Annotated in this window: 18 protein-coding genes and 1 pseudogene; 11 read left to right on the top strand and 8 right to left on the bottom strand. The window is 61.0% G+C overall.

Annotated elements, in window-relative coordinates; all coding sequences use genetic code 11:
• Nucleotides 1-16: 16 nt before the first annotated feature.
• The 5 genes from AC07S6_RS19845 (at nt 17) to AC07S6_RS19825 (ending at nt 4,814) form a co-directional block, all read left to right on the top strand.
• Nucleotides 17-892 carry an SMP-30/gluconolactonase/LRE family protein gene (locus tag AC07S6_RS19845; RefSeq protein WP_130174839.1) on the top strand — a complete coding sequence of 292 codons (876 nt, stop codon included), beginning with the start codon at nt 17-19 and terminating at the stop codon, nt 890-892.
• 45 nt (nt 893-937) lie between these two features.
• Nucleotides 938-1,900, top strand: coding sequence for a TRAP transporter substrate-binding protein (locus tag AC07S6_RS19840; protein WP_495112857.1), 963 nt, complete (start codon nt 938-940; stop codon nt 1,898-1,900).
• A 65-nt stretch (nt 1,901-1,965) separates the two neighbouring features.
• A complete protein-coding gene (locus tag AC07S6_RS19835; RefSeq protein ID WP_014719007.1) occupies nt 1,966-2,493 on the top strand; it encodes a TRAP transporter small permease in 528 nt (175 codons plus the stop codon).
• Nucleotide 2,494: 1 nt separating this feature from the next.
• Nucleotides 2,495-3,775, top strand: coding sequence for a TRAP transporter large permease (locus AC07S6_RS19830; protein WP_014719008.1), 1,281 nt, complete (start codon nt 2,495-2,497; stop codon nt 3,773-3,775).
• 163 nt (nt 3,776-3,938) lie between these two features.
• A complete protein-coding gene (locus tag AC07S6_RS19825; protein WP_495112856.1) occupies nt 3,939-4,814 on the top strand; it encodes an aldose 1-epimerase in 876 nt (291 codons plus the stop codon).
• Here the strand turns inward: AC07S6_RS19825 and AC07S6_RS19820 are convergent.
• From AC07S6_RS19820 to AC07S6_RS19795, 6 genes are all read right to left on the bottom strand, one after another.
• A complete protein-coding gene (locus tag AC07S6_RS19820; protein ID WP_003192298.1) occupies nt 4,803-5,948 on the bottom strand; it encodes an HlyD family secretion protein in 1,146 nt (381 codons plus the stop codon). The two genes, AC07S6_RS19825 and AC07S6_RS19820, sit on opposite strands and share 12 nt — an antisense overlap.
• Complete coding sequence (locus AC07S6_RS19815) at nt 5,945-7,588, bottom strand: MFS transporter (protein ID WP_014719011.1); 1,644 nt, start codon at nt 7,586-7,588, stop codon at nt 5,945-5,947. Before AC07S6_RS19815 ends, AC07S6_RS19820 begins: the two co-directional genes overlap by 4 nt.
• Before the next feature lie 190 nt (nt 7,589-7,778).
• Entirely contained in the window at nt 7,779-13,052 is a 5,274-nt protein-coding gene (locus tag AC07S6_RS19810) for an SET domain-containing protein-lysine N-methyltransferase (RefSeq protein WP_495112855.1), read from the bottom strand.
• A 137-nt stretch (nt 13,053-13,189) separates the two neighbouring features.
• Nucleotides 13,190-13,996 carry a sulfite exporter TauE/SafE family protein gene (locus AC07S6_RS19805; protein WP_495112854.1) on the bottom strand — a complete coding sequence of 269 codons (807 nt, stop codon included), beginning with the start codon at nt 13,994-13,996 and terminating at the stop codon, nt 13,190-13,192.
• Nucleotides 13,997-15,241, bottom strand: coding sequence for an NAD(P)/FAD-dependent oxidoreductase (locus AC07S6_RS19800; protein ID WP_197881895.1), 1,245 nt, complete (start codon nt 15,239-15,241; stop codon nt 13,997-13,999).
• Nucleotides 15,242-15,292: 51 nt separating this feature from the next.
• Entirely contained in the window at nt 15,293-15,628 is a 336-nt protein-coding gene (locus AC07S6_RS19795; protein ID WP_003174875.1) for an ArsR/SmtB family transcription factor, read from the bottom strand.
• A gap of 94 nt (nt 15,629-15,722) precedes the next feature.
• Here AC07S6_RS19795 and AC07S6_RS19790 point away from each other — a divergent pair, with 94 nt between their 5' ends.
• Nucleotides 15,723-16,586, top strand: a complete 864-nt coding sequence (locus AC07S6_RS19790; RefSeq protein ID WP_495112853.1) for an MBL fold metallo-hydrolase — start codon at nt 15,723-15,725, stop codon at nt 16,584-16,586.
• A gap of 767 nt (nt 16,587-17,353) precedes the next feature.
• On the opposite strand, the gene bkdR is transcribed toward AC07S6_RS19790, so the two are convergent.
• Nucleotides 17,354-17,842, bottom strand: coding sequence for a Bkd operon transcriptional regulator BkdR (gene bkdR / locus AC07S6_RS19785; RefSeq protein WP_003174877.1), 489 nt, complete (start codon nt 17,840-17,842; stop codon nt 17,354-17,356).
• A 195-nt stretch (nt 17,843-18,037) separates the two neighbouring features.
• On the opposite strand from bkdR, the gene AC07S6_RS19780 reads away from it, so the two are divergent.
• From AC07S6_RS19780 to AC07S6_RS19760, 5 genes are all read left to right on the top strand, one after another.
• On the top strand, nt 18,038-19,273 hold the full coding sequence (locus tag AC07S6_RS19780) for a 3-methyl-2-oxobutanoate dehydrogenase (2-methylpropanoyl-transferring) subunit alpha (RefSeq protein WP_003192305.1): 1,236 nt from the start codon (nt 18,038-18,040) through the stop codon (nt 19,271-19,273).
• A gap of 1 nt (nt 19,274) precedes the next feature.
• Nucleotides 19,275-20,333 carry an alpha-ketoacid dehydrogenase subunit beta gene (locus AC07S6_RS19775; protein WP_005789444.1) on the top strand — a complete coding sequence of 353 codons (1,059 nt, stop codon included), beginning with the start codon at nt 19,275-19,277 and terminating at the stop codon, nt 20,331-20,333.
• Nucleotides 20,334-21,599 carry a dihydrolipoamide acetyltransferase family protein gene (locus AC07S6_RS19770; protein ID WP_495112852.1) on the top strand — a complete coding sequence of 422 codons (1,266 nt, stop codon included), beginning with the start codon at nt 20,334-20,336 and terminating at the stop codon, nt 21,597-21,599.
• A 4-nt stretch (nt 21,600-21,603) separates the two neighbouring features.
• Nucleotides 21,604-22,983, top strand: a complete 1,380-nt coding sequence (gene lpdA, locus AC07S6_RS19765) for a dihydrolipoyl dehydrogenase (protein WP_038450611.1) — start codon at nt 21,604-21,606, stop codon at nt 22,981-22,983.
• Nucleotides 22,984-23,188: 205 nt separating this feature from the next.
• Nucleotides 23,189-24,208: a branched-chain amino acid aminotransferase gene (locus tag AC07S6_RS19760; protein WP_003192309.1), complete on the top strand. Its 1,020-nt coding sequence runs from the start codon at nt 23,189-23,191 to the stop codon at nt 24,206-24,208.
• A gap of 249 nt (nt 24,209-24,457) precedes the next feature.
• Here AC07S6_RS19760 and AC07S6_RS19755 read toward each other — a convergent pair.
• Nucleotides 24,458-25,350: pseudogene (locus AC07S6_RS19755) on the bottom strand (GNAT family acetyltransferase).
• Nucleotides 25,351-25,458 lie beyond the last annotated feature (108 nt).

Raw genomic sequence — 25,458 nt, 5'->3', positions numbered from 1 at the left:
ACCCAAGGGAATGACCATGACTGCTGAATTGATTGTCGATGCCCGCAATGCCGTGGGCGAATGCCCGGTGTGGGTGCCTGAAGAAAACGCGCTGTATTGGGTGGATATCCCCAACGGTGGCTTGCAACGCTGGAACGCCGCCACCGGCCATCTGGCAGCGTGGAAAGCCCCAGAGATGCTCGCCTGTATTGCGCGCACCCAGGCAGGCAATTGGGTCGCTGGCATGCAAACCGGCTTCTTCCAACTCACACCCCACAACGACGGCAGCCTCGACACCGTGCCGCTGGCCAGCCTCGAGCATTCGCGCAAGGACATGCGTTTGAACGATGGCCGCTGCGATCGCCAGGGCCGTTTCTGGGCCGGCAGCATGGTGCTGGACATGGGCTTGAACGCCGCCGAAGGCGTCCTTTATCGCTATGGGTCCGGGGCTGCGCCCCACGCGCAACTGGACGGGTTCATCACCCTCAACGGCCTGGCCTTCAGCCCCGATGGCCGCACGATGTACGCTTCCGATTCGCACCCGAAGGTGCAAAAGGTCTGGGCGTTCGACTACGACATCGAGACCGGCACACCGTCCAATCGCCGCCTGTTCGTTGATATGAACGACTTCCCCGGGCGGCCCGACGGTGCAGCCGTGGACGCCGAGGGCGGCTACTGGATCTGCGCTAACGACGCCGGACTGATTCACCGTTTCAGCCCCGACGGCCGCCTGGACCGCTCCCTGAGCGTGCCCGTGAAAAAACCCACCATGTGCGCCTTCGGTGGCAGCCGCCTGGACACCTTGTACGTCACTTCCATCCGTGACGACCCGAGTGAGCAGTCGCTGTCTGGTGGCGTGTTCGCCCTCAACCCCGGCGTCCAAGGGCTGCCCGAACCCCGCTTCATCGTTTAATCGCTGTGCCTTGAATACAACAATAACAAGACAGGAGTGACTTCCATGGACTTCAAACGCACCTTGCTCGCCGCTGCAATCTTCACCCTCAGCAGCGCCGCCCACGCGCTGGAAATCAAGTTCGCCGACATCCACCCCGCTGGCTACCCCACCGTGGTCGCCGAAGAGAACATGGGCAAGGCCCTGACCAAGGCGAGCAACGGCGAGCTGACCTTCAAGTACTTCCCCGGCGGTGTGCTGGGCTCCGAGAAGGAAGTGGTCGAACAGGCCCAGGTTGGCGCCGTGCAAATGACCCGCGTCAGTCTCGGCATCGTCGGCCCGGTGGTGCCGGACGTGAACGTGTTCAACCTGCCGTTCGTGTTCCGCGACCAGGCGCATATGCGCAAGGTCATCGATGGCGAGATCGGCGACGAGATCCTCGCCAAGATCACCAACTCCGAGTTCGGCCTGGTGGCCCTGGCCTGGATGGATGGCGGCACGCGCAACCTCTATACCAAAAAACCGGTGCGCAAGATCGAAGACCTCAAGGGCATGAAGATCCGCGTGCAAGGCAACCCGATTTTCATCGAAGCCTTCAACGCCATGGGCGCCAACGGCATTGCCATGGACACCGGCGAGATCTTCAGCGCCCTGCAGACCGGGGTCATCGACGGCGCGGAAAACAACCCGCCGACCTTGCTGGAACACAACCACTTCCAGAACGCCAAGTACTACACCCTCACCGAACACCTGATCCTGCCTGAACCCATCGTGATGTCGAAAATCACCTGGAACAAGCTCGACCCCGCCCAGCAGGACATGGTCAAGGCCGCTGCCAAGGCCGCCCAGGCTGATGAGCGCGTGCTCTGGGACGCCAAGTCCGCCAGCAGTGAAGAGAAACTCAAGAAGGCCGGCGTGGAGTTCATCACCGTCGATAAAAAGCCCTTCTATGAGGCCACCGTCCAGGTGCGTGCCAAGTACGGTGCGCCGTATGCGGACATGATCAAGCGCATCGACGCGGTTCAATAACCTCCCCTGCCCCTGCATAAGGCCCGGCGCGGTCGGCATCGACGCGCCCGGTCACGGTGAACGCCATGAAGACTTTACTGCTGCGCTTCAATGACCGCCTTTACATGACCTGTATCTGGGTCGCCGGCCTTTCGGTCCTGGGGGTGGCCTTGATCATTCCCTGGGGTATCTTCACCCGCTACGCCCTCGGCACCGGTTCCAGCTGGCCGGAGCCCACCGCCATCCTGCTGATGCTGGTGTTCACCTTTATCGGCGCCGCTGCCAGTTACCGTGCCGGTGCGCACATGTCGGTGGCGATGATCACTGACCGCTTGCCGCCTGTCCAACGCCGCCTCGTCGGCATCCTCTCGCAACTGCTGATGGGCACCATCTGCGTGTTCATGACGATTTGGGGCACCAAGCTGTGCCTGTCCACCTGGAACCAATTCATGAGCGCCATCCCTACCCTGCGCGTGGGCATCACCTACATGCCGATCCCGATTGGCGGCGTGCTGACCCTGGTGTTCGTGGTCGAAAAGCTGCTGTTCGGTGACCAGAGCAACCGCAAGGTGGTGCGCTTCGACTTGGTTGAAGAAAACGAAGGGGCCGCCTGATATGGACGCATTGATTCTGTTGGGCAGCTTTGTTGTATTGATTCTGATCGGCATGCCGGTGGCCTACGCGTTGGGGCTGTCGGCGCTGATTGGCGCGTGGTGGATCGACATCCCGTTCCAGGCCCTGATGATTCAGATTGCCGGTGGGGTGAACAAGTTTTCGCTGATGGCGATTCCGTTCTTCGTGCTGGCCGGGGCGATCATGGCCGAGGGCGGCATGTCGCGGCGCCTGGTGGCCTTTGCCGGGGTGCTGGTGGGCTTTGTGCGTGGCGGGTTGTCTCTGGTCAATATCATGGCTTCGACGTTTTTTGGCGCGATTTCCGGCTCATCCGTGGCCGATACCGCCTCGGTCGGCTCGGTGCTGATCCCGGAAATGGAACGGCGGGGTTATCCGCGCGAATTCGCCACCGCCGTGACCGTCAGCGGTTCGGTGCAGGCGCTGCTGACGCCGCCCAGCCATAACTCGGTGCTGTACTCCCTGGCGGCAGGCGGCACGGTCTCCATCGCCTCGCTGTTCATGGCCGGTGTGGTGCCGGGCCTGTTGATGAGCGCGTGCCTGATGGTGCTCTGCCTGATCTTCGCGAAAAAGCGCGACTACCCCAAAGGCGAAGTCATCCCCTTGAAGCAGGCGCTGAAGATCGCCGCCGATGCGCTCTGGGGCCTGATGGCCATGGTGATCATCCTCGGCGGCATCCTCTCGGGCATCTTCACCGCCACCGAGTCGGCGGCGATTGCGGTGTTGTGGGCATTCTTCGTGACCATGTTCATCTACCGCGACTACAAATGGCGCGAGCTGCCCAAGCTGATGCACCGCACGGTGCGCACCATTTCCATCGTGATGATCCTGATCGCCTTCGCCGCCAGCTTCGGCTACATCATGACCCTGATGCAGATCCCGGCGAAGATCACCACGCTGTTCCTGACCCTGTCGGACAACCGCTACGTGATCCTGATGTGCATCAACGTCATGCTGTTGTTGCTGGGCACGGTGATGGACATGGCGCCGCTGATTCTGATCCTCACGCCGATCCTGATGCCGGTGATCCTGGGCATCGGCGTCGACCCGGTGCACTTTGGCATGATCATGCTGGTGAACCTGGGTATCGGCCTGATTACCCCGCCGGTGGGCGCGGTGCTGTTCGTTGGTGCGGCGGTGGGCAAGACCAGTATCGAGAAAACCGTGAAGGCACTGCTGCCGTTTTATGCGGTGTTGTTCTTGGTGCTGATTGCGGTGACCTACATCCCGGCGTTGTCGCTGTGGTTGCCCCACTTGGTGCTGTAAACCTTCTTTCAGAAACAAAAGTGAGCAGCTGTGGGAGCTGGCTTGCCTGCGATAGCGGTGTATCAGTCACGGATGCATTGACTGACAGGTCGCTATCGCAGGCAAGCCAGCTCCCACACTTGCATCCTCAGTGTTTGTTTTGACTTCATCAGGCAGGTCAATCGTGATTGAGCTTTCGGATCAATTCACCCATCTGGTGCTCGCCCCCGCCATCGGCGGCAGCCTCGTCAACTGGACGGTGCGCGCCACCGGGCAGCCGCTGTTACGGCACAGCGATGCACAGGCGATCAATACCGGGCTGCCGGGCAAGCTGGGTTGCTATCCCTTGGCACCCTGGTCCAACCGAATCGCCCAAGGCGGGTTCGACAACCCCGGTGGTTGGCTGGCACTGGCAGCTAATAGCCTCACTGATCCTTTACCGATTCACGGCTCGGCCTGGCAGCAGGCATGGCAGGTGGTGAGCCATACCACGCATGAAGTGGTGCTGGAATTGGAATGCGCCACACCCTTCGCCTATCACGCCCGCCAGCGGTTGCGCTTGAACAACGGTGAGTTGAATATCCAATTGTGTGTAACTCACTTGGCCGAGCAACCCGCGTGGCATGGGCTGGGCTTGCATCCGTACTTGCCGCGCTGGCCGGGTACGCGGCTGCAGGCCAAGGCTGGGCAAGTGTGGATGAGTGATGCAGCCAAGCTGCCCACCGAGTTGGCACCGGTTCCCGAAGCCTGGGATTTCCGGCAACTCAAAGGATTGCCAGAGGGGCTGGTGGACAACGGCTTTTGCGGCTGGGATGGGCACTGCCTGATCGAACAACCGGAGCTTGGCTACCGTCTCGAATGCCAGGCCAGCGGCGCCGATTATTTCCTGTTGTACTGCCCGCCGGGGTTGGAGTTTTTCTGCATCGAGCCGGTGAGCCATCCGGTCAATGCCCATCACCTGGCGGGCAAGCCTGGCCTGAAGCTGTTGGAGCAAGGCCAGTCAACCCACCTCAATTTCAACCTGAAATACACGCCAAGCGTGTCAGTGTCAGGGCGGTGAATTTTTGAGACGCCCTGCCGTGTCGATACTCACCACCACCGACAACCCCGGCCGCAAGCGCTCACTCTCGGCTTGATCCGGATCCACGGTGATGCGCACGGGCACCCGCTGGGCGATCTTGACGAAGTTGCCGGTGGCGTTGTCCGCCTGCAACAGGCTGAACTCGGAACCGGTGGCCGGGGAAATATGCTGCACCGTGCCATGGAATTTGCGGTGGTTCAGCGCATCCACGGTGAATGTCACCGGCTGGCCGACCTGCACATTGTCCATCTGGGTTTCTTTCATATTGGCAATCACCCACAACTGCTTGGGCACCAGGGCCATCAGTTGCGCGCCGGAATTGACATAAGCGCCCAGGCGCACGCCGATCTGCCCCAACTGACCATCCCGTGGCGCCGTGATGCGGGTATTGGACAGGTCGATGCGCGCCAGTTCCACCGCCGCCTCGGCGCTCGCGACAGCTGCCTCCAGGGAGCCGCGGTTGACGATCACCGTCTGCAAATCCTGGCGCGCAATTTCCAGGCTGGCCTGGGCCTGGGCCACGGCAGCGATGGTCTGCGCGTTGGCGGCACGGGTCACGTCCAGTTCGCGTTTGGACACCGAACCATCGCTGATCAGTTCTTCATTGCGGCGCAAATCCGCAGTGCTCTTGCGTGCCTGAGCCTGACTGTCGACCAACGCGGCCTGGCGCAGCTTGATGGTCGCTTCGGCGCTGTTGCGTTGCTGCACCACGTTGGCCAACGAGGCCTTCTGCACCGCCAGTTGCGCCAGGGCCTGGTCGAGGCGTTGCTTGTAGATACGGTCATCCAGGCGCACCAGCAGGTCGCCGGTCTTGACGTACTGGAAGTCCTGCACCGGCACTTCGAACACATAGCCGCTGAGTTGCGGGCCGATAATCGTCACCTGCCCACGCACCAGGGCGTTTTCGGTGGTTTCCACCGCGCTGCTGAACGGCGGCAGTTGCCAGGCGTACAACACGATCAGCACACCGATGATGGCGATGGCGGCAAAGCCCAGGGACGAGATGATCCGCACGCGCAAGGGCCGCAATTGGGTGGGTACCGCGCCCGGTGGCGTGCTGCCTTCCGGCGTGGCGGCAATGGCAGTCGTGGTGGTGGTTGAAGGTTCAGTCATGAAGTTGCGCCGCTGGGTTGAACAGGAGGAGTTGCCTTGGTAGTGCTCATCAGCCACAGGCTGCGGGTGAAGATCCACAGCATGGTCAGGATCGCGATAATCGCGATCAGCATGAAGACATCGTTGTAAGCCATGACGTTCGCCTCACGGGTGGCCGCCGTGGCCAGGCTGCGGATGCCCATGAGGTTGCGCAGTTCCGGGTCAGCGACGATCTTGCCATAGGCCGCCCCACCACTCTGCACCCGCGCCGCCACAAGCGGATCGATCAGAGTCAGGTGCTCGACGATCATGCTCGAATGATACTTCTCGCGCACGATCTGGAAGGTGCCCAGCAACGCCGCGCCGATCAGGCCGCCAAGGTTCTGGCAGATCCCGAACATCACCGAGAAGCTCACCAGGTTGCGCGGGTTGGTCAGTACGTTTTTGGTGCCCAGCACCATGGTCGGCCCGAGGAAGAATGTACCGCCGAAGCCTAGCAGGAACTGGCTGATATACAGGTTCTGCGGACGGGTCAGGTTGCTGGAAAAACTGTCCATCACCGAACCGGTCGCCATCAGCGCCAGGGAGATGATCAGCGGCATCAGCAAATGCGCCGGGTTGATCGTCAACGCGCTGACCACCAGCCCGGCAATCGCCCCGGCCAGCATCACCACGTACAGGGTGTGCATCTGCTGGTAGCTCATGTTCAACATCTGCATGAACCCCACCGCACCGGTGGATTGCTCGGACAGCACCATGCGAATCAGCACCACCGCCAACGCCAGGCGGATCATCACGCCGCTGCCCAGCCAGCGCGTCATCAGCATCGGGTTGCTGCGGTTATGCTCGATGGCGAGCCCCGCCATGATCAGCACCAGGGAACAGGCGGAGGCCACGCCGATCCACGGCGCTTCCAGCCACCAGTCAATACGCCCCAGGGACAGCACAGCGCAGAGCAAGGCCACGCCGCTGGCGAGGATGGCAAAGGTTAGAAAATCGAGTTTTTCAAAGGTCTTGAAGCGATCACCCGGCGGCAGCTTGAGCAGGAACACGCAGCCCAGGCAGATCAGCGCCAGGCCCAGTTCGAACAAATACAGCCCGCGCCATTCAGCGATTTGCAGCAAGTCTTCGGAAAACAGCCGCGCCAGCGGTAACGCCAACTGCGCGGTGCCCAGCCCCAGTACCAGCGCTTTCAGCCGCCACTTGGCCGGGAATGCCTGGATCATGTAGTACAAGCCCAACGAACTGAGCGCCGCACCCACCATGCCATGGGCGGCCCGTACCGCAATTGCCGAACTGAGGTCATTGACGAACAAGTGGCCGAAGGTCACCAGCGCGTAGAGCACCAGGAACACCTCGGTAAACGCACGCAGGCCGAACTGCTGGCGAAACTTCACCAGCAGTAGGTTCATGCACACGTTGGTCATCACATAGGCGGCGGGCAGCCAGGCCATTTCCGCGGTGGTCGCGCCCAGGGCGCCTTGCAGGTATTGCAGGTTGGCGATGACCAGGGCGTTACCCAAGCCGCCGGTGATTGCCACCAGCACGCCGACCAGCGCGAAGAGCCAGCGCTTATGCGTAGGGTGCAGCGGCGTCGACGGCGAGCCAGGCAGGCTCGGCCGCTCGTGGGGTTGCCAGGTGTGGGGTGTGTATTTATCCATTCGGTGACCTTGGTAAGCCGGGGTGCAAGGCCGGTGAATCCGTTACACAGAGGAACAGTAACCTGAGAGGCGTTCATGTTGCCATCTTGAGGACGCAATTGATCGTCAATGGGGCACAGTCAAATGGGGTCCACTGCCTGGGATCATTTGTCTTGCCCCTTCGTTCGGGCTACATGCCCAGCGCTTGAACTCAGCGATCAGGGTCCGGCTTGATCGCTATATCAGGCACCGGCTTATAGAACGGTCCATAGTCCAGCAGTAGCTCCTCGCCTCTCTTGATGTCCTTGAGCGCCACATAGAACGTCAGGTTTTTCCCGACCGCGATGGACACGACATTGTTGGACATCCACACAGGCCCCTCGCCCAGTTGCGAGGTATTGATCAGGCTCAGGGTGTTGCCAGTGTGCAGGCCGCTCACCGTCCGGGTACCCGAGCGCGTACCGAACAGGTAAGTCATTACAGCCCGCGAACCCTGCTTGCGCTGCTCCTCGAACAGTGACGCTTCGTCTGCATGGTATTTGCCTGCATAAGGGCCAAGCACTTCATATTGGGGGATATCGCGCCGCGCCCATACCGAAGCGCCGCGAGCCGGCCCACCATCGTCCAACGGCGTGACCACTTCCAGGGCATCATCAAATCGGGCCTGATGCTGACCTTCGGTGCGCAGCCAGTCTTTGATCGATGCCTTGATCTGTGCTGAAACCCTCGCTTTAGTCGGGCTATCAAGGCCGTCGAGCACGCCATTCCAGTAGGAGATGCGGATGTCATCGATCGGGCCTTCAAGTGATTGGGTCAAGCTGATTCTGGGGTTCACCGGGTCCTGCAGAATCGGCAGCGTGTTGTCGATTTGATGAGGAGGTAATGTCGGGAAGTCGCTGGGTTCAACCTTGATCACCACGGGCTGGGCTGCCGAAGAGGGGGCTGGGGCCTCCAGGCCTTGCGTTGTGCCGGCACCGACCTTTGATTGCGGCGGGTCCAAGGGCTCTGATGCGGGGCGTTTTCGTGAAGTATCTGCAGCCGGTTGCTCTGGAACGGGAAACGGCCCAGTGCCTTGCTGTAACCGTCCGAGACGTTGCGAGGCGATCGCTGTAAATGAGCCATCCGCTTTAACGTACTTACCCCATAGGTCTGGACTGAGTCTGTGCTGTTGCACAAACTGCGCCTGCGTGACGGAGTTGCCTGGGCTCTCGGCAAGCGCTTGCCACTGGCGTAAAAGGTCAGCGGTAATCCTGCGATAGGCGCCCTCGGTTACATTCTTCATCAGGGCTTCGCCGGCCGCCGACAGGCCACCATCAGTGCGGACATGCGCTCTGAACGAATGCACATTCAGGTTATGCTGAACGGCGAACCCCTCCATGGTCATGGCGTCACGCTCCTGCTGTGTCAGCTTTTGCCACATATCGATATGCGTTTCGGTCACCCTACCCGCCGCCATGTTGGCAGAGCGGTCGCGCACCGTCACGCCGGCAGGGCTCAGTTTGCCGTCAGGCTGCACGTAATACTCAAAGGTTCTCGCAGATATGTGTTTCTGGCGAGCAAAGCCCCTGCGTGTAAGGCTTCGTTGCTGCGCGGGCGGCAACGCCTCCCACTCGCGCAAATGCCCAGCCGTGATCAACTCCATGGGCGCCCTCGGAACATGGGCGATCGGGCCCAGTGCGGCGCGCTCAAGACGTTCGCTGGCGGTCTTTTTCAAGGAACCATCAACGTTGACCCAGTCTCTCCAAGTGGCTGGATGGAGCCCGTTCTCGCTCGTGAACTGCGCTTGGGTGACCGTGTTATTCGGGTCCTCGAAATAGGTTTTCCACTGGCGAAGGTGGTCATCGGTAATCTTGTTAGGGGCCACACCGGCCACCCTGTCCATCAGTTCTCTACCGACCGGCCCCAATGTACCGTCTCGCCGCACATGGGTTTTGAATGAGCCTGGATTAACGTGATAAAGCTCGGCAAACCCCTCGATAGTCATTTCGTCACGCGCCGTCTGGGGCATGTCTTGCCAATCACGGATATGGGTTTCAGTCACGGCATAAAATGGCGTATTGGGTGCACGGTCGCGTAGCGCCACGCCGGTAGCGGTCAACTGGCCATCTGGTTTTACATAGCGCTTGAACACTTTTGGGTGGATATGTTGCTGCCGGGCAAAGCCTGCGGGGGTAAGGCTTTGCTGCTGCTCCAATGATAACGCCTGCCAAGCGCGCAAATGATCAGCCATGGGGGGCGGGGCCTGAACGGTGGACGCCCGCGCTGCGTTTTGCTGTGCGCGTTCCAGACGCTGCGCGCCCGCCTCCTTCAACGAACCATCCGCGTTGACGTACTGCGCCCAGCTACGTTGGCTTAGCCCGTGCTGGCTCACGAACTGTGCTGACGTCAATGTGTTGTCTGGTTGCCCGAAAAGCTCATTCCACTGACGTAAATGCTCATCGGTAATCTGGTTGTTTTTGGTGCGAATGGAGGAGTTGATCAGCGTTTCCCCGCGGCTCATCAGGGTGCCGTCCTTGCGCGCATACGTTTTGAACGTGCCCGGCCGAAGATTATGAAGAACGGCAAAACCTTCCTGGGTCATTTCGTCACGCTGCGCTTGGGTCATGTTTTTCCAATCACGCACATGCGTTTCGGTCACCTTATCGGAGAATGCGTTGGCGGGGCGGTCACGCACGATCACGCCGCTATCGCTCAACTGACCGTCAGGCTTCACAAAGAACTCAAAGGTTTTCTGGGTAAGTTTATTCTTTTTGGCAAAGCCCTTGCGGGTAAGACTGGCCTGTTCATCCGGCGACAAGGCCTCCCAGGCCTTCAAGTGCTCAGCAGTGATCTGCCCGCCACCGGGTGCGCCCAGGCGTTGCCATTCGTCACCCTGTATATGCTGGACCAGCAGCTCGGTCTGCCGGTTGTTGTGATAAACCCGGGCCTGCACAGTGCCGTCTTCCGTGCGAGACACCTGGCGCACCTCATACACCGCTGTGTCACCGTTGCTGTCGATATGGCGTATGTGCGAAGAGTGCCCATCGGCTGCCACATATACGCCCTGGCTGTTGCGTGTGAGCCCTGCGATTTTGGATTCAGGCACTTTGAAGTGCCCGAACACCTCATGGCTCAGCTCGCTCAACTGATCAAGGTGCTCCGTGTCCACCTCGCCGGCAACAGCCTGGGTCGAGGCCCTGAACTCTTCCAGCGGGCTGCCGTAAGGTCGCATCGTGTCGGCATCGAATGCATACCACTTGCCGCCCTTGAGCACCGCGGCTCCCTCCACCGTCTGGCCTGCCACCTTCACAGTGCCTGTTGCGGCGCCTTCATATTGTTTGCTGATAGTTTTCAACACCTCGTAACTGCCCGTGGCGCCTCTTAGCTTGTTGATGGCCTTGACGCCTTTGGACAGCACATAAAGACCACCGCTGGCCACCAACCGGGGCAAATCACCCACCCCGCCCACAGGGTTGAGCACATCAATGGCCGCCACACCGATGACCTTGGCCGCCCGCAATGCTTTTGCGCCGGTGGAAAGCGCAGAGCGGCCGACCTTGAGGAGTTTTCCGGCGGTAGCGGCGCCAGTGGTAAGAAAGCCGAAAACATCCAGCAAGAGATCGAATGTGCCTGTGCCGTACTGGCCATTCTGAAAGTTGACGATGGCGGACCTGAACGGGATCAGGTTCAACAAAAACTCGCTCAACTGCGCGTTCGCCGTGTCCAGAGCGGTCTGCCCGCGAGCTTGCTGCTTGATAGCCGGATCATCGAGTTCAAGATGTTCCACGAAAGCCGTGCCGATCGCATGGGATCGAGCGCTGACAAAGCTATCCCATGGTGAGTTATTCAGCGGTCGCTCACGCCCCAGATCATCGGCTTCATGGCTGGGCGTGAACGCTTTGGTCGTCGCAACTTTGTTGCCCTCCCTGGACTCCTTGATCCTCGCATCGTGAAGGCTCGCCCTTTCAATCGTGCCTTTATTGAAGTCGATGACGTAAGCGTGGGATGTACCGTGCAGCTCGGTCTTGACCAGCAGTCCCGGTTTATTTTGCCCATACGTATTATTGAAATGCCCATCCATGACGTATGAGCCTTCCTGGAAAAAGCTTATTTTTCCAAACTCCAGGCGCTGGCGATCCTCCAGCGGCAGCTGCGCGATCATGTGCCGGACCGTTGTATTGACGGCGGCTTTTTTGTCCTTGATCGCACGGCTGAACTGCCGTTCGAATTCTGCTGGCACGCCAAATTGCCGGTTAGCGTTCAAAGCCTTCAAGACCCTTTGCAGGTCATTGCCTTTGAGTGAACTGCTGGGTTCATGCGCTTTGAAAGGCCGGGGTTCCAGCCAGTCGATCATGGCGATATCCACAAGCGAAAGCCCTCCCCCTTCAATCGCCACATAGTGTTGATCAACAGCAAATACTTTTTCTTCGAAAAACGCGCCAAGGTCGCCAAATCGCTCTTTGAGCGTCGCTATTACGATCTCTTTTCGCGTGGGCAATGCATTGTCCAGTGCCTGGGAGGCAGCAAGCCGGGTGTCCAGCTGCGCGTTGAATGCGGTTCTTGCCGATTCAAGTTGCGCGGGCAGATAGTCGCCATTCTGTCTTTTTGTGAGAACGCCACTGGCCACGGCCCAGTCCAGTAACGCCACCGTTTGTGCCGCTTGGGTGACTGCCGGGTCAACCCGCTGCGCTTCTTGCGCCTCGCTCATGACCTGGGCAAACGTCATGCCGGGGACTTTGCCCGGTGTCTGCGCCTCAATCGTCATCGCAGCAATCGCCAGGCTGGCCCATGCCTGGCTGCCGACTTTCACCGTCGCAGGAATATCTTTGATCAGAAACTGCGGCGCCGATTTGGCCAGCAACAGGTACGCACCGACGCTCGCCAGTGCAGCACTGCTTTTGCCAGTATTGCTCAAATGCTCGGCCAAGCTGGCCACTACCGTGGCTGCGGTGTGCCCTTGATGGGTGTCACTGCTCAGATCGAACCCGGCGACCTTGTTGCGATCGGGTGCGGTGATCGACTCAGGGTCCAACTGCAATAGGATGGCGGCCAGCAAGTAGTCTCTCGCGCTACTTTCGCTGTCAATACCTTGCATCGCTTGCTGCAGCGCTTTGCCCATCCGTTGCCCTTGGGGGGAATTGACCAGCGCTTCGAGTATTTTGGCCGGATCGTTCCCCGCCTCTGCCGGCAGCGGCTGGCGATAGCGCAGGAACTCCAGTACGCCACCCTTGGTTTGCAGCACCAGCGGCTGGTCGCCCAGAGGGTGTGCGTAATTCATCGTCACAAGACGCAAGCGCCGCTGCTCGTCTGCACTCAAGGGATTTGGCCAGGACAATGCCCCGCCCAAAGGGCCCAGTGAGAACACAGGACTGTTGGGTAATGGCAAATTCTGGCTGGGACGCTGGGGCGTCATCGAGGGTTCAAGGTCATCGGCCACGGGCGATGGCCGTTTTTCAGCGTCTGGCAAGGGAAGCGAAAAATGCGTATGTGCTGCGGTAATTGTCATAAAGCGCCTGTGCATAGTCGAAGAATCATCCAGGCAAAAGCGCGTTTCGGCGCTTGCGGCCGTTCACTGAGTGTCAGCGCTCAATGAGGAGGTTCCTGACCAAGTACAAGATTTCGTGACAGCGCACGGGTACAGCGTCAGAGCAACGCGCTGGTTAGCATGCCAATCGCCACCACCCCACATAGGCTGGCAAACCCCACTTGCAACACCCGCGCGGGGATCACCGAACACAACCGCCTTCCCGCCAACATGCCGACGACGCTCGCACCAATAAACACCCAGCCCACCGGCTCGATGCTCACGCCCGCATGAAACGCACCGGCCACGCCGATCAGCGACAGCAGGCTGACCACCATCAACGACGTGGCGACGATGCCACGCATCTGCACATCGGTGAGCTGCTTGAACGCCGGTACGATCAGGAAGCCGCCGCCCACGCCCAGCAAACCTGAAACGGCGCCGGTCACCGCTCCCAACGCCGCCAGGGTGGCGCTGCATTTGGCGGTCCAGGCCAGGCGCCCAGTCTGCTGGTTGAGCATGCAGTTCTTCTGGCCCCACGACGCCGAGCCATGGTCACTCGGCCCGGCCTCGCGCTTTTCCCGTTGCAGCATGCGCCAGGCCACCAGCACCATCAGCGCGCTGAACAGGCCCATCAGCACCGGTTCCGAGAGTTGGTGGGCGACGAACACGCCCAACGGCGAAAACAGCGCGCCGAGCAACGCGATCAGTAACGCCGCACGGTAACGCACCAGGCCATGGCGCAAACCATCGATGGCCCCGACCGCCGCCGCTGCGCCCACCGCGAGCAATGACACCGGCGCTGCCTGGGTCATGGTCAAGCCCAGCCCCAGCACCAACGCCGGCACCCCGAGGATGCCGCCGCCTGCGCCGGTCAGGCCCATGACCAGGCCCATCAACACCCCTAACAGACTGGCAAGCAGCATTCAGTCCACCTTGCTCAGGCGGGTCAGCCACTCACGGCCCTTGAGCATGCCGTTCCAGTAGAACCACGGCAGCAGCGTGGCCTTGAGGAACCACATCGAACGGCGTGCCTGCGTGGGATCGAGGGGAAAGGTCGGCAGCAACTTGCCGCCGTAGCCAAACTCGGCCAGCACCACCTTGCCCTTTTCCACCGTCAGTGGGCAGGAACCGTAGCCGTCGTATTTGAGCGGCAATGGCGCCTGTTTGCGCAGGGCCAGCAGGTTTTCCGCCACCACCACGATTTGCTTGCGCACCGCCGCAGCAGTCTTGGCGTTGGTGGTGCCGCACACATCCCCAAGGCCGAAGATATGTGGGTAGCGCAGGTGTTGCAGGCTGTGGGGGTTCACTTCGCACCAGCCGGCGGCATCGGCCAGCGGGCTCTGGCGGATAAAGTCCGGGGACAACTGCGGCGGTACGACGTGGAGCATGTCGAAGGTTTTCTCTTCGACCGTCGCGTTGCCTTCGGCGTCTTTGACTTCAAACCAGGCTTTGCGCGCCGGGCCGTCGACTTTCACCAGGTTGGAATTGAACGCCAGGCGGGCGTTGTATTTTTCGACGTACTTCATCAGCGGCGGCACAAAGGTTGGCACACCGAACAACGCGGCACCGGCCAGGTTGAATTCGACGTCGATGTGTTTGAGGTCGCCCTGCTTGAGCCAGTGGTCGCAGGACAGGTACAGGGCTTTTTGCGGCGCGCCGGCACATTTGATCGGCATCGCCGGCTGGGTGAACAACGCCTTGCCACCCTTGAGTTGCTGCACCAACTGCCAGGTATACGCGGCGTGCTCGTAGCTGTAGTTGGAGGTGACACCGTGCTGGCCAAGGGTGTCCTGCAGGCCTTCGATTTTTTCCCAGGCCAGGCGCAGGCCGGGGCAGACGATGAGGTTCTTCCAGGTGACGCGCTGGCCGCTGTCGAGCACCAGCGTATTTTCATCGGGCAGCACTTCGCTGACGGCGGCCTGCACCCAGCTGACGCCATTGGGCAGCACATCGGCCAGGGGCCGGCGGGTCTTGTGCAGGTCGTAGGCGCCGCCGCCGACCAGGGTCCAGGCCGGTTGGTAGCAGTGGTAGTCGTTAGGTTCGATGAGGGTGATGTTCAGCTGCGGGTCGCGCTTGAGCAGGCTGGCCAGCAGGCCGATGCCTGCCGAGCCGCCGCCGATGACTACGATATCGCCACTGATGGTGGGTCCCCAGTGTTGTTCGGTCATTGTCTACTGCCTTTTTGAGTCAATGCACACAAGGGTCGCTGCCGGATGGCGTCACGCCCAGCTTTTTATGACCGCGCCGCAATACAGCCCGGACAGGGTTTTCATCACTTGAATCACTTCGTGGCTGGCCAGCCCGTAGAAAATGTATTTGCCTTCCCGACGGGTGGCGACCAGCCCTTCATCGCGCAGGATGCCCAACTGTTGTGACAGGGTGGGCTGGCGTACGCCGGTCAGGGCTTCCAGCTCGCCGACGTTGCGCTCGCCCTGGGTCAACTGGCACAGGATCAACAAGCGATCTTCGTTGGCCAGGGCCTTGAGCAAGGCACAGGCCTTGGACGCCGATGCACGCAACTGGGCGACCTCGCCCTCACTCAACGTAGATTCCATTTGCCTCGGGTCCTTTATGTCACTTAAGCTCAAAACATTATGTGTAAACGTAAACTGATTGTAACCACTTTTTTCTTCAGCAGAGACAGCCGCCATGCCAGCGTTGATTCAAGCCTTTCTGGATGACGCATCGTCGACCTACACCTATATCGTCTATGAAGCCGATGACGGCCCCTGCGCCATCGTCGACTCGGTGCTCAATTACGACCCGGCTTCGGGGCGCACCGATACGGCACAAGCCGACAAGGTGATCGCCTTTGTGCGCGAGCATGGCCTGCACGTGCAGTGGCTGCTGGAAACCCACGCCCATGCCGACCACCTGTCCGCCGCGCCCTACCTGCGTCGCACCTTGGGCGGCAAGATCGCGATAGGCGAGTCGATCAGCAAGGTGCAGGGCGTGTTCAAAAACCTGTTCAACCTCGAGCCGGAATTTCGCGTGGACGGCTCGCAGTTCGATCACCTGTTTGCGCCGGATGAAGTCTTTCATATCGGCAACTTGAAGGCCCAGGCGTTGCATGTGCCCGGACACACCCCCGCCGACATGGCCTATTTGATCGATGGCCGCTTGATCCTGGTGGGCGACACCCTGTTCATGCCCGACGTCGGCACCGCCCGCTGCGACTTCCCCGGCGGCGATGCGCGGCAGTTGTACGCGTCGATGCGCAAGCTGTTGGCGTTCCCTTCGGACACCAAGTTGTACGTGTGTCATGACTACCCGCCCGAGGGTCGAGAAGCCAAATGCCAGACCACCGTGGCGGAACAGCGGGCGGGCAATATCCATGTGCATGACGGCGTGGATGAAGCGGCGTTTGTAGAGATGCGCACCCAGCGTGATGCCGGGTTGGGAATGCCGACCTTGTTGCTGCCGGCGATCCAGGTGAATGTGCGAGCGGGGAATATGCCGCCGGCGGAAGAGAACGGCGTGACGTACCTGAAAATCCCCCTCAACCAACTCTAGAAACACCGATCCCCTGTGGGAGCTGGCTTGAACTGCGATAGCCATAGGTATCTACACAACTTTTTAGGCTGTCGCAGCAAACGGTAACCACGATGCGAAGCGAGCCGCTCTTGATCTTGATCTTGATCTGCTGTTGATCTTAGGCGCCCCGTTAAACCACGATGGCCGGAATTCGACAGGGATTTGGGGGGTAAACCGGCAGGGATGCCGGTTTAGCCGCCCCGCGCCATGGATGGCGCGTGGCGGCGGCCCCCCAAATCACTGGCGGATTACGGGCACACCGAGCCTGGGCGAGGTGCCGAGTGGTGGGGCAAGAGCCCTTTTGGTTACTTTTGGGGCTCTTTTCCAAAAGTGACCCGCTGTAAAAGCGGAACCCTAGGTGGCCGTTACCGCAGGAATGGATATGTACACAATCCAACTGTGTCGCCTGCCAGGCCGCCTTCGCGAGCAAGCCCGCTCCCACAGTTGGATTGCGGGGGTGCCAGGTAGATATGTGTCGCCTGGGAGGCCGTCATCGCAGGCAAGCCAGCTCCCACATTTGGACTGCGGGGGTGTCAGGTAGGTTGGCGTCGGCTGGCAGGCCGCCATCACAGGCAAGCCAGCTCCCACATTTGGACTGCGGGGGTGTCAGGTAGATTGGCGTCGGCTGTCAGGCCGCCATCGCAGGCAAGCCAGCTCCCACAGTTGGATCGTGGGGTATCAGGTAGGTTGGCGTCGGCTGGCAGGCCGTCAACACAGGCAAGCCCCACATTTTGTCCCGTGTTGAATCAGGAGCCGAGGCTGATGCCGTTGGCCGGCAACGGCAGCGCGGTTTTGTAGCGCACTTGCTTCAAGGCAAAGCTGGAGCGAATGTTCGCCACCCCCGGCACCTTGGTCAAAAAGTCCATCATGAAGCGCTCCAGCGACTGGATCGTCGGCACCAGCACCCTGATCAAATAATCCGGATCTCCCGCCATCAGGTAGCACTCCATCACCTCAGGCCGATCCGAGATCGCCCCTTCGAATTGCTGCAGCGCCAGCTCGTTCTGTTTTTCCAGGCTCACATGGATGAACACATTGACGTGCAGCCCCAGCAAATCAGCATCCAGCAGCGTGACCTGCTCACGAATCAGCCCCAGTTCTTCCATCGCCTTGACGCGGTTGAAACACGGCGTGGGCGACAGGTTGACCGAGCGGGCCAGGTCGGCATTGGTGATCCGGGCATTCTCCTGCAGGGCGTTGAGAATGCCGATATCGGTACGGTCCAGTTTGCGCATGAGACAAAATCACCTGTTTATTATGTTTATGCAGTTTTTTTATCCGCAAATGACCGTGAGCGCAATGAAACACAGATAAATATTCTTCTACGCCACGCCTATGATTGTTGTAGGACAAGATTTCTTCTACCCGAAGACTGACTGTCAGCTAGCGCGCCCACTACAAGAAATTCACAAGATAGAGCGTAGAAAGCCATGACCCAGCCGTATGCACCGCTGCGCCTGCACGTTCCCGAACCCTCGGGCCGCCCAGGCTGCAAGACCGACTTCACCTACCTGCGTTTGACCGACGCCGGCCTGGTACGCAAACCCGCCATCGACGTAGAGCCCGCCGACACCGCCGACCTGGCCAAGGGCCTGATCCGTGTGCTCGACGATCAGGGCCAGGCCCTGGGCCCGTGGGCCGAAGGTGTCTCCACCGAGATCATGCGCCGCGGCATGCGCGCCATGCTCAAGACGCGCATTTTCGACAACCGCATGGTGGTCGCCCAGCGTCAGAAAAAAATGTCGTTCTACATGCAAAGCCTTGGCGAAGAAGCCATCGGCAGCGCCCAGGCCCTGGCCTTGAATATCGACGACATGTGCTTCCCCACCTATCGCCAGCAAAGCATCCTGATGGCCCGCGACGTGCCGCTGGTGGACCTGATCTGCCAACTGCTGTCCAACGAGCGCGACCCCCTCAAGGGCCGCCAGTTGCCGATCATGTATTCGGTCAAGGAGGCGGGCTTCTTCACTATTTCCGGCAACCTCGCCACCCAATTCGTCCAGGGCGTGGGTTGGGGCATGGCCTCGGCGATCAAGGGCGATACCAAGATCGCCTCGGCCTGGATCGGCGACGGCGCCACCGCTGAATCGGACTTCCACACCGCCCTCACCTTCGCCCACGTGTACCGCGCGCCGGTGATCCTCAACGTGGTCAACAACCAGTGGGCGATCTCCACCTTCCAGGCCATCGCTGGCGGTGAAGCCACCACCTTCGCCGGACGCGGCGTGGGTTGCGGCATCGCTTCCCTGCGCGTGGACGGCAACGACTTTATCGCCGTGTACGCCGCCTCGGCCTGGGCTGCCGAGCGTGCACGCCGCAACCTGGGGCCCACCCTGATCGAGTGGGTCACCTACCGCGCCGGCCCACACTCCACCTCCGATGACCCATCCAAATATCGCCCCGCCGATGACTGGAGCCACTTCCCCCTGGGCGACCCGATTGCGCGCCTCAAGCAGCACCTGATCAAGATTGGCCAGTGGTCCGAAGAGGAACATGCGGCGGTCAGTGCAGAACTTGAAGCCGAAGTGGTCAAGGCGCAGAAGGAAGCCGAACAGTACGGCACCCTGGCCGGTGGCCAGATTCCAAGCGCCGCGACCATGTTCGAGGATGTCTATAAAGAGATGCCGGAGCACTTGAAGCGCCAGCGTCAAGAGCTGGGGGTGTGACATGAACGACCACAACAACAGTATCGAACTGGAAACCGCCATGACCACCACCACCATGACCATGATCCAGGCCCTGCGCTCGGCCATGGATGTGATGCTTGAGCGTGACGACAACGTGGTGGTGTTCGGCCAGGACGTCGGTTACTTCGGCGGCGTGTTCCGTTGCACCGAAGGCTTGCAGACCAAGTACGGCAGCTCGCGGGTGTTTGACGCCCCCATCTCGGAAAGCGGCATCGTCGGCGTGGCCGTGGGCATGGGCGCTTACGGCCTGCGCCCGGTAGCGGAAATCCAGTTCGCCGACTACGTCTACCCCGCCACCGACCAGATCATTTCCGAAGCGGCACGCCTGCGTTATCGCTCGGCCGGCCAGTTCACTGCGCCCTTGACCATGCGCATGCCCTGCGGTGGCGGCATCTATGGCGGCCAGACCCACAGCCAGAGTATCGAAGCGGTGTTCACCCAGGTCTGCGGCCTGCGCACGGTGATGCCGTCCAACCCCTATGACGCCAAGGGCCTGCTGATCGCCTCCATCGAAAACGATGACCCGGTGATCTTCCTCGAACCCAAGCGCCTGTATAACGGCCCTTTCGATGGCCACCACGACCGCCCGGTAACGCCGTGGTCCAAACACCCCCAAGCCCAGGTGCCGGACGGTTACTACACCGTGCCGCTGGACGTGGCCGCCATCGTGCGTCCGGGTTCGGCCGTGACCGTGCTGACCTACGGCACCACCGTGTATGTGTCGCAAGTCGCCGCTGAAGAAACCGGCATCGACGCCGAGGTCATCGACCTGCGCAGCCTGTGGCCGCTGGACCTGGAGACCATCGTCAAGTCGGTGAAAAAGACCGGCCGTTGCGTGGTGGTGCATGAGGCCACGCGCACCTGCGGCTTTGGTGCCGAGTTGGTCTCGCTGGTGCAAGAGCATTGCTTCCACCACCTGGAAGCGCCGATCGAACGCGTCACTGGTTGGGACACTCCCTACCCGCACGCGCAGGAGTGGGCGTATTTCCCAGGGCCGTCCCGAGTGGGCGCGGCGTTGAAACGGGTCATGGAGGTCTGAATGGGCACGCACGTTATCAAGATGCCGGACATTGGCGAAGGCATCGCGGAAGTTGAATTGTCGGTATGGCATGTAAAGGTCGGCGACCTGGTGGTTGAAGACCAGGTGCTGGCGGATGTGATGACCGACAAGGCGATGGTGGATATTCCCTCGCCGGTCCACGGCAAAGTGATTTCCCTCGGCGGTGAGCCGGGTGAGGTCATGGCAGTGGGCAGTATTTTGATCAGCATTGAAGTGGAAGGTGCAGGCAATACCAAGGATGTACCGGTGGTTGCCGAGCCGGCGAAGGCCGCGCCGCCTGTGGCCGAAGCCAAACCGGTACAGGCCCCGGTAGAAAGCAAGCCCGCTGCAGCAGTGAAAGCGCCGCAAGCGCCCGTGGCCCGTGAAGCCAGCGAACGCCCGTTGGCCTCGCCGGCCGTGCGCAAACACGCGCTGGATGCCGGGATTCAACTGCGCCTGGTCCAGGGCACAGGGCCTGCCGGCCGGATTCTGCATGAAGACCTGGAGGCTTACTTGCGCCAGGGCACGGCAACGGGCGCCAGTGTCGCCAACCCTTACGCCGAGCGCAACGACGAACACCAAATCCCGGTGATCGGCATGCGCCGCAAGATCGCCCAGCGCATGCAGGACGCCACCCGGCGCGCCGCGCATTTCAGCTACGTGGAAGAAATCGACGTCACCGCCCTCGACGAGTTGCGCGTGCACCTCAACGAGAAGCACGGCGCGACACGCGGCAAGCTGACCTTGCTGCCGTTTATCGTGCGGGCCATGGTGGTAGCCTTGCGCGACTTCCCGCAGATCAATGCGCGTTACGACGACGAAGCCCAGGTCATCACTCGCCTTGGTGCCGTGCACGTGGGCGTCGCCACCCAGAGCGACGTGGGCCTGATGGTGCCGGTGGTGCGCCACGCCGAAGCCCGCAGCCTGTGGGGCACTGCCGAAGAAATTGTGCGTTTGGCCAATGCCGCACGCACAGGCAAGGCCAGCCGCTATGAGCTGTCCGGTTCCACCATCACCCTGACCAGCCTTGGCGCCTTGGGCGGCATTGTCAGCACGCCGGTGCTGAACCTGCCGGAAGTGGCCATCGTCGGCGTCAACCGCATCGTTGAGCGGCCGATGGTGATCAAGGGCCAGATCGTGGTGCGCAAGATGATGAACCTCTCCAGCTCCTTCGATCACCGCGTGGTCGATGGCATGGACGCGGCGCAATTCATCCAGGCCATTCGCGGCCTGCTCGAACAACCCGCCAGCCTGTTCCTGGAGTAAGGGCATGACTCAGACATTGCATACCACGCTGCTGATTATCGGCGGCGGCCCCGGCGGTTATGTGGCGGCGATTCGCGCAGGCCAACTGGGCATCCCCACCATCCTGGTGGAAGGCCAGGCACTGGGCGGCACCTGCCTGAACATCGGCTGCATTCCCTCCAAGGCGCTGATCCATGTGGCCGAGCAGTTCCAGCAAACCGTGCACCATAGCCAGGGCTCGCAACTGGGCATTGAAGTGGATGTACCGACCCTGGACATCCGCAAGAGCGTGGAATGGAAAGACGGCATCGTCGACCGTCTGACCACCGGCGTGGCCGCGCTGTTGAAGAAGCACAAGGTGCAGGTGATCCATGGCTGGGCCAAGGTCATCGACGGCAAGACTGTCGAGGTGGGCGAGCAGCGCATCCAGTGCGAACACCTGCTGCTGGCCACCGGCTCGACAAGCGTCAACCTGCCGATGCTGCCGATTGGCGGGCCGATTATCTCCTCCACCGAAGCCCTGGCACCGACCCATGTGCCCCGGCGCCTGATCGTGGTGGGCGGTGGTTATATCGGCCTGGAACTGGGGATTGCCTATCGCAAGCTGGGTGCCGACGTCAGTGTGGTCGAGGCCCAGGCGCACATCCTGCCGGCCTACGACGCCGAGCTGACCCTGCCGGTGGCTGAATCCCTGAAGAAACTCGGCGTGAAGCTGTACCTGGAACACAGCGTCACCGGCTTTGCCGACGGCAAACTGCAGGTGCGCGCCCCCAACGGCGACATCTTGGCGCTGGACACCGACCAGGTGCTGGTCGCCGTGGGGCGCAAACCCAACACCCAGGGTTGGAACCTCGAAGCGCTGAACCTGGACATGAACGGCGCGGCGATCAAGATCGACAGCCGCTGCCAGACCAGCATGCGCAACGTGTACGCCATTGGTGACCTCAGCGGCGAGCCGATGCTGGCGCATCGGGCCATGGCCCAGGGCGAAATGGTTGCCGAACTGATCAGCGGCAAGGCCCGCGAATTCAACCCGGCGGCAATTCCGGCAGTGTGCTTTACCGACCCGGAACTGGTGGTGGTCGGCAAGACCCCGGACGAGGCCAAGGCTGCCGGCCTGGATTGCATTGTGTCGAGCTTCCCCTTCGCCGCCAATGGCCGGGCCATGACGCTGGAGTCCAAAGCCGGCTTCGTGCGGGTGGTGGCGCGACGTGACAATCACTTGATTGTTGGCTGGCAAGCGGTGGGGGCTGGGGTTTCGGAACTCTCCACTGCGTTTGGCCTGAGCCTGGAAATGGGCGCGCGCCTGGAGGATGTGGCCGGCACCATTCATGCCCATCCGACCCTGGGTGAAGCGGTGCAGGAAGCGGCGTTGCGGGCATTGGGGCACGCGTTGCACCTGTAAAACCGTGGCGTGGCTATCGCAGGCAAGCCAGCTCCCACACTTGGAATGCATTCCAATGTGGGAGCCGGGCTTGCCCGCGATAGCGGTGGATCAGCCAATGCAGAGGTTGAATGGTCCGCCGCCCCGCTCCCACACCGGCCAAGAATGCAGTATTGTTGCGCCCATCCAGAAAAAAAATCCGACTTGACCAGAGATAGAGGGTGTCATGGGTAACGAGAGCATCAATTGGGACAAGCTGGGTTTTGACTACATCAAGACCGACAAGCGGTTTCTCCAGGTCTGGAAAAACGGCGAATGGCAAGCTGGCACCCTGACCGACGACAACGTGCTGCACATCAGCGAGGGCTCCACTGCCCTGCATTATGGCCAGCAATGCTTCGAGGGCTTGAAGGCCTACCGTTGCAAGGACGGTTCGATCAACCTGTTCCGCCCGGACCAGAACGCCGCCCGCATGCAGCGCAGCTGTGGCCGCCTGCTGATGCCACAAGTGCCGACCGACGCGTTCATCGACGCCTGCAAACAAGTGGTCAAGGCCAACGAGCGCTTCATCCCGCCGTACGGCAGTGGCGGCGCGCTGTACCTGCGCCCGTTCGTGATCGGCACCGGTGACAACATCGGCGTGCGTACCGCGCCGGAGTTCATCTTCTCGGTGTTCTGCATCCCGGTCGGTGCCTACTTCAAGGGCGGCCTGGTGCCGCACAACTTCCAGATCTCCGGCTACGACCGCGCCGCGCCGCAAGGCACCGGTGCCGCCAAGGTCGGTGGCAACTACGCCGCCAGCCTGATGCCCGGCTCGGAAGCGAAGAAATCCGGTTTCGCCGACGCGATCTACCTGGACCCGATGACCCACTCGAAAATCGAAGAAGTCGGCTCGGCCAACTTCTTCGGGATCACCCACGACAACCAGTTCATCACGCCGAAGTCGCCTTCGGTATTGCCAGGCATCACCCGCCTGTCGCTGATCGAACTGGCCCAGACCCGCCTGGGCCTGGAAGTGGTCGAGGGCGAAGTGTTCATCGACAAGCTGGACCAATTCAAGGAAGCCGGCGCCTGCGGTACCGCTGCGGTGATCTCGCCTATCGGCGGCATTCAGTACAACGGCAAGCTGCATGTGTTCCACAGCGAGACCGAAGTCGGCCCGATCACCCAGAAGCTCTACAAAGAGCTGACCGGTGTGCAGACCGGTGACGTGGAAGCGCCAGCGGGTTGGATCGTCAAGGTCTGACAGCCACAAAGCCAGCGACACCACAAAACCCTGTGGGAGCTGGCTTGCCTGCGATAGCGATCTGTCAGTCAGCATATGATCGTTCCCACGCTCCGCGTGGGAATGCAATGCATCCCCTGACGCTCCGCGTCACCTGTTGTCCGGCGGGACGCGGAGCATCCCAGGCGGCATTCCCACGCAGAGCGTGGGAACGATCAAGGGCCCACCGCTATCGCAGGCAAGCCAGCTCCCACACTGGTTTCTGCACCTTCAAGAGCGTGGCGCAATATTCTCGCCAATCTTCTTGCCCATACTGATCCTCGGCTCCACCCCATACCCTAACGCCTCATAAAACCCCACCACCACGTCATTGCCGCCGGTGATCTGCAGGTTGATCTTCATGCAACCCAGCGCCGTCAACGCCTGTTCGGCATAGCGCACCAGCGACGATCCCAGGCCATGGCGCCGATAGTCGGTATGCACCGCCACCGAATACAACCAGCCACGATGCCCGTCATAGCCGGCGAGAATGGTACCGATCACGGCTTTGTTGTCGGTGGCAACGAAGAACAACCCGTCGTTGACCGCCAGTTTCTTATCAATCGCCAGGCTCGGCAGGTTATGCGCGGTGTCATAGCCAAACGCCTGCTGCCATAACTCAATCACCTGGGCACGGTGTTGACGGTCGCGATAAGGCCCGATGGGGTGGCGGGACAACAGCGTTTTTCCATCACCAACGTGCGCTCATTGCCGTGGTACACGTCACGCACGTTGTGAAAACCCAACTTGGCGTAGAAGGCTTGCGCCGTCAGCGAGGACGGCACGCTCAAGACCGTCACGCCGGCTTCACGGGCGCGCAGTTCGATCTCGATCATCAACAATCGGCCAATGCCCTGCCCTTGCAGCGCCGGGTTGACGAACACCGAGCGCACCACATTGCCATCCAGTGCGGCCGTAGCGACGATCAGTTGATCCTGAGTCGCCACCAACACTACCCGCCGCTGGAGCAATGCCAGCACAGCGTCGGGGGTGAAGTTGCTGGCAACCCGCGCAATCACATCCGCGGGGTAATCACGTGCGTTGCTGCTGTGCAGCGCAGCCAGGATGACGTGGCTGATACCTTCGGCATCGGAAGGTTGGGCAAGGCGAACAGCGGTAGACATGGTTCCTCCTGGCTGACACAGCGATAACAATCACCACAATACCAATGTGGGAGCTGGCTTGCCTGCGATAGCGGTGGGCCAGCCAGATGAATGGGGCTGACACACCGC

This window comes from Pseudomonas sp. GW821-FHT07B01, assembly GCF_059419065.1.
Note: the sequence above shows the minus strand (reverse complement) of the source record. Positions and strands in the feature narration are given on the sequence as shown.

Excerpts from the sequence above, each read along its gene's own strand:
- AC07S6_RS19845 (WP_130174839.1), top strand. The coding sequence starts at position 17 with ATGACTGCTGAATTGATTGTCGATGCCCGCAATGCCGTGGGCGAATGC.
- AC07S6_RS19840 (WP_495112857.1), top strand. The coding sequence starts at position 938 with ATGGACTTCAAACGCACCTTGCTCGCCGCTGCAATCTTCACCCTCAGC.
- AC07S6_RS19835 (WP_014719007.1), top strand. The coding sequence starts at position 1,966 with ATGAAGACTTTACTGCTGCGCTTCAATGACCGCCTTTACATGACCTGT.
- AC07S6_RS19830 (WP_014719008.1), top strand. The coding sequence starts at position 2,495 with ATGGACGCATTGATTCTGTTGGGCAGCTTTGTTGTATTGATTCTGATC.
- AC07S6_RS19820 (WP_003192298.1), bottom strand. The coding sequence starts at position 5,948 with ATGACTGAACCTTCAACCACCACCACGACTGCCATTGCCGCCACGCCG.
- AC07S6_RS19815 (WP_014719011.1), bottom strand. The coding sequence starts at position 7,588 with ATGGATAAATACACACCCCACACCTGGCAACCCCACGAGCGGCCGAGC.
- AC07S6_RS19810 (WP_495112855.1), bottom strand. The coding sequence starts at position 13,052 with ATGACAATTACCGCAGCACATACGCATTTTTCGCTTCCCTTGCCAGAC.
- AC07S6_RS19805 (WP_495112854.1), bottom strand. The coding sequence starts at position 13,996 with ATGCTGCTTGCCAGTCTGTTAGGGGTGTTGATGGGCCTGGTCATGGGC.
- AC07S6_RS19800 (WP_197881895.1), bottom strand. The coding sequence starts at position 15,241 with ATGACCGAACAACACTGGGGACCCACCATCAGTGGCGATATCGTAGTC.
- AC07S6_RS19795 (WP_003174875.1), bottom strand. The coding sequence starts at position 15,628 with ATGGAATCTACGTTGAGTGAGGGCGAGGTCGCCCAGTTGCGTGCATCG.
- AC07S6_RS19790 (WP_495112853.1), top strand. The coding sequence starts at position 15,723 with ATGCCAGCGTTGATTCAAGCCTTTCTGGATGACGCATCGTCGACCTAC.
- bkdR (WP_003174877.1), bottom strand. The coding sequence starts at position 17,842 with ATGCGCAAACTGGACCGTACCGATATCGGCATTCTCAACGCCCTGCAG.
- AC07S6_RS19780 (WP_003192305.1), top strand. The coding sequence starts at position 18,038 with ATGACCCAGCCGTATGCACCGCTGCGCCTGCACGTTCCCGAACCCTCG.
- AC07S6_RS19775 (WP_005789444.1), top strand. The coding sequence starts at position 19,275 with ATGAACGACCACAACAACAGTATCGAACTGGAAACCGCCATGACCACC.
- AC07S6_RS19770 (WP_495112852.1), top strand. The coding sequence starts at position 20,334 with ATGGGCACGCACGTTATCAAGATGCCGGACATTGGCGAAGGCATCGCG.
- lpdA (WP_038450611.1), top strand. The coding sequence starts at position 21,604 with ATGACTCAGACATTGCATACCACGCTGCTGATTATCGGCGGCGGCCCC.
- AC07S6_RS19760 (WP_003192309.1), top strand. The coding sequence starts at position 23,189 with ATGGGTAACGAGAGCATCAATTGGGACAAGCTGGGTTTTGACTACATC.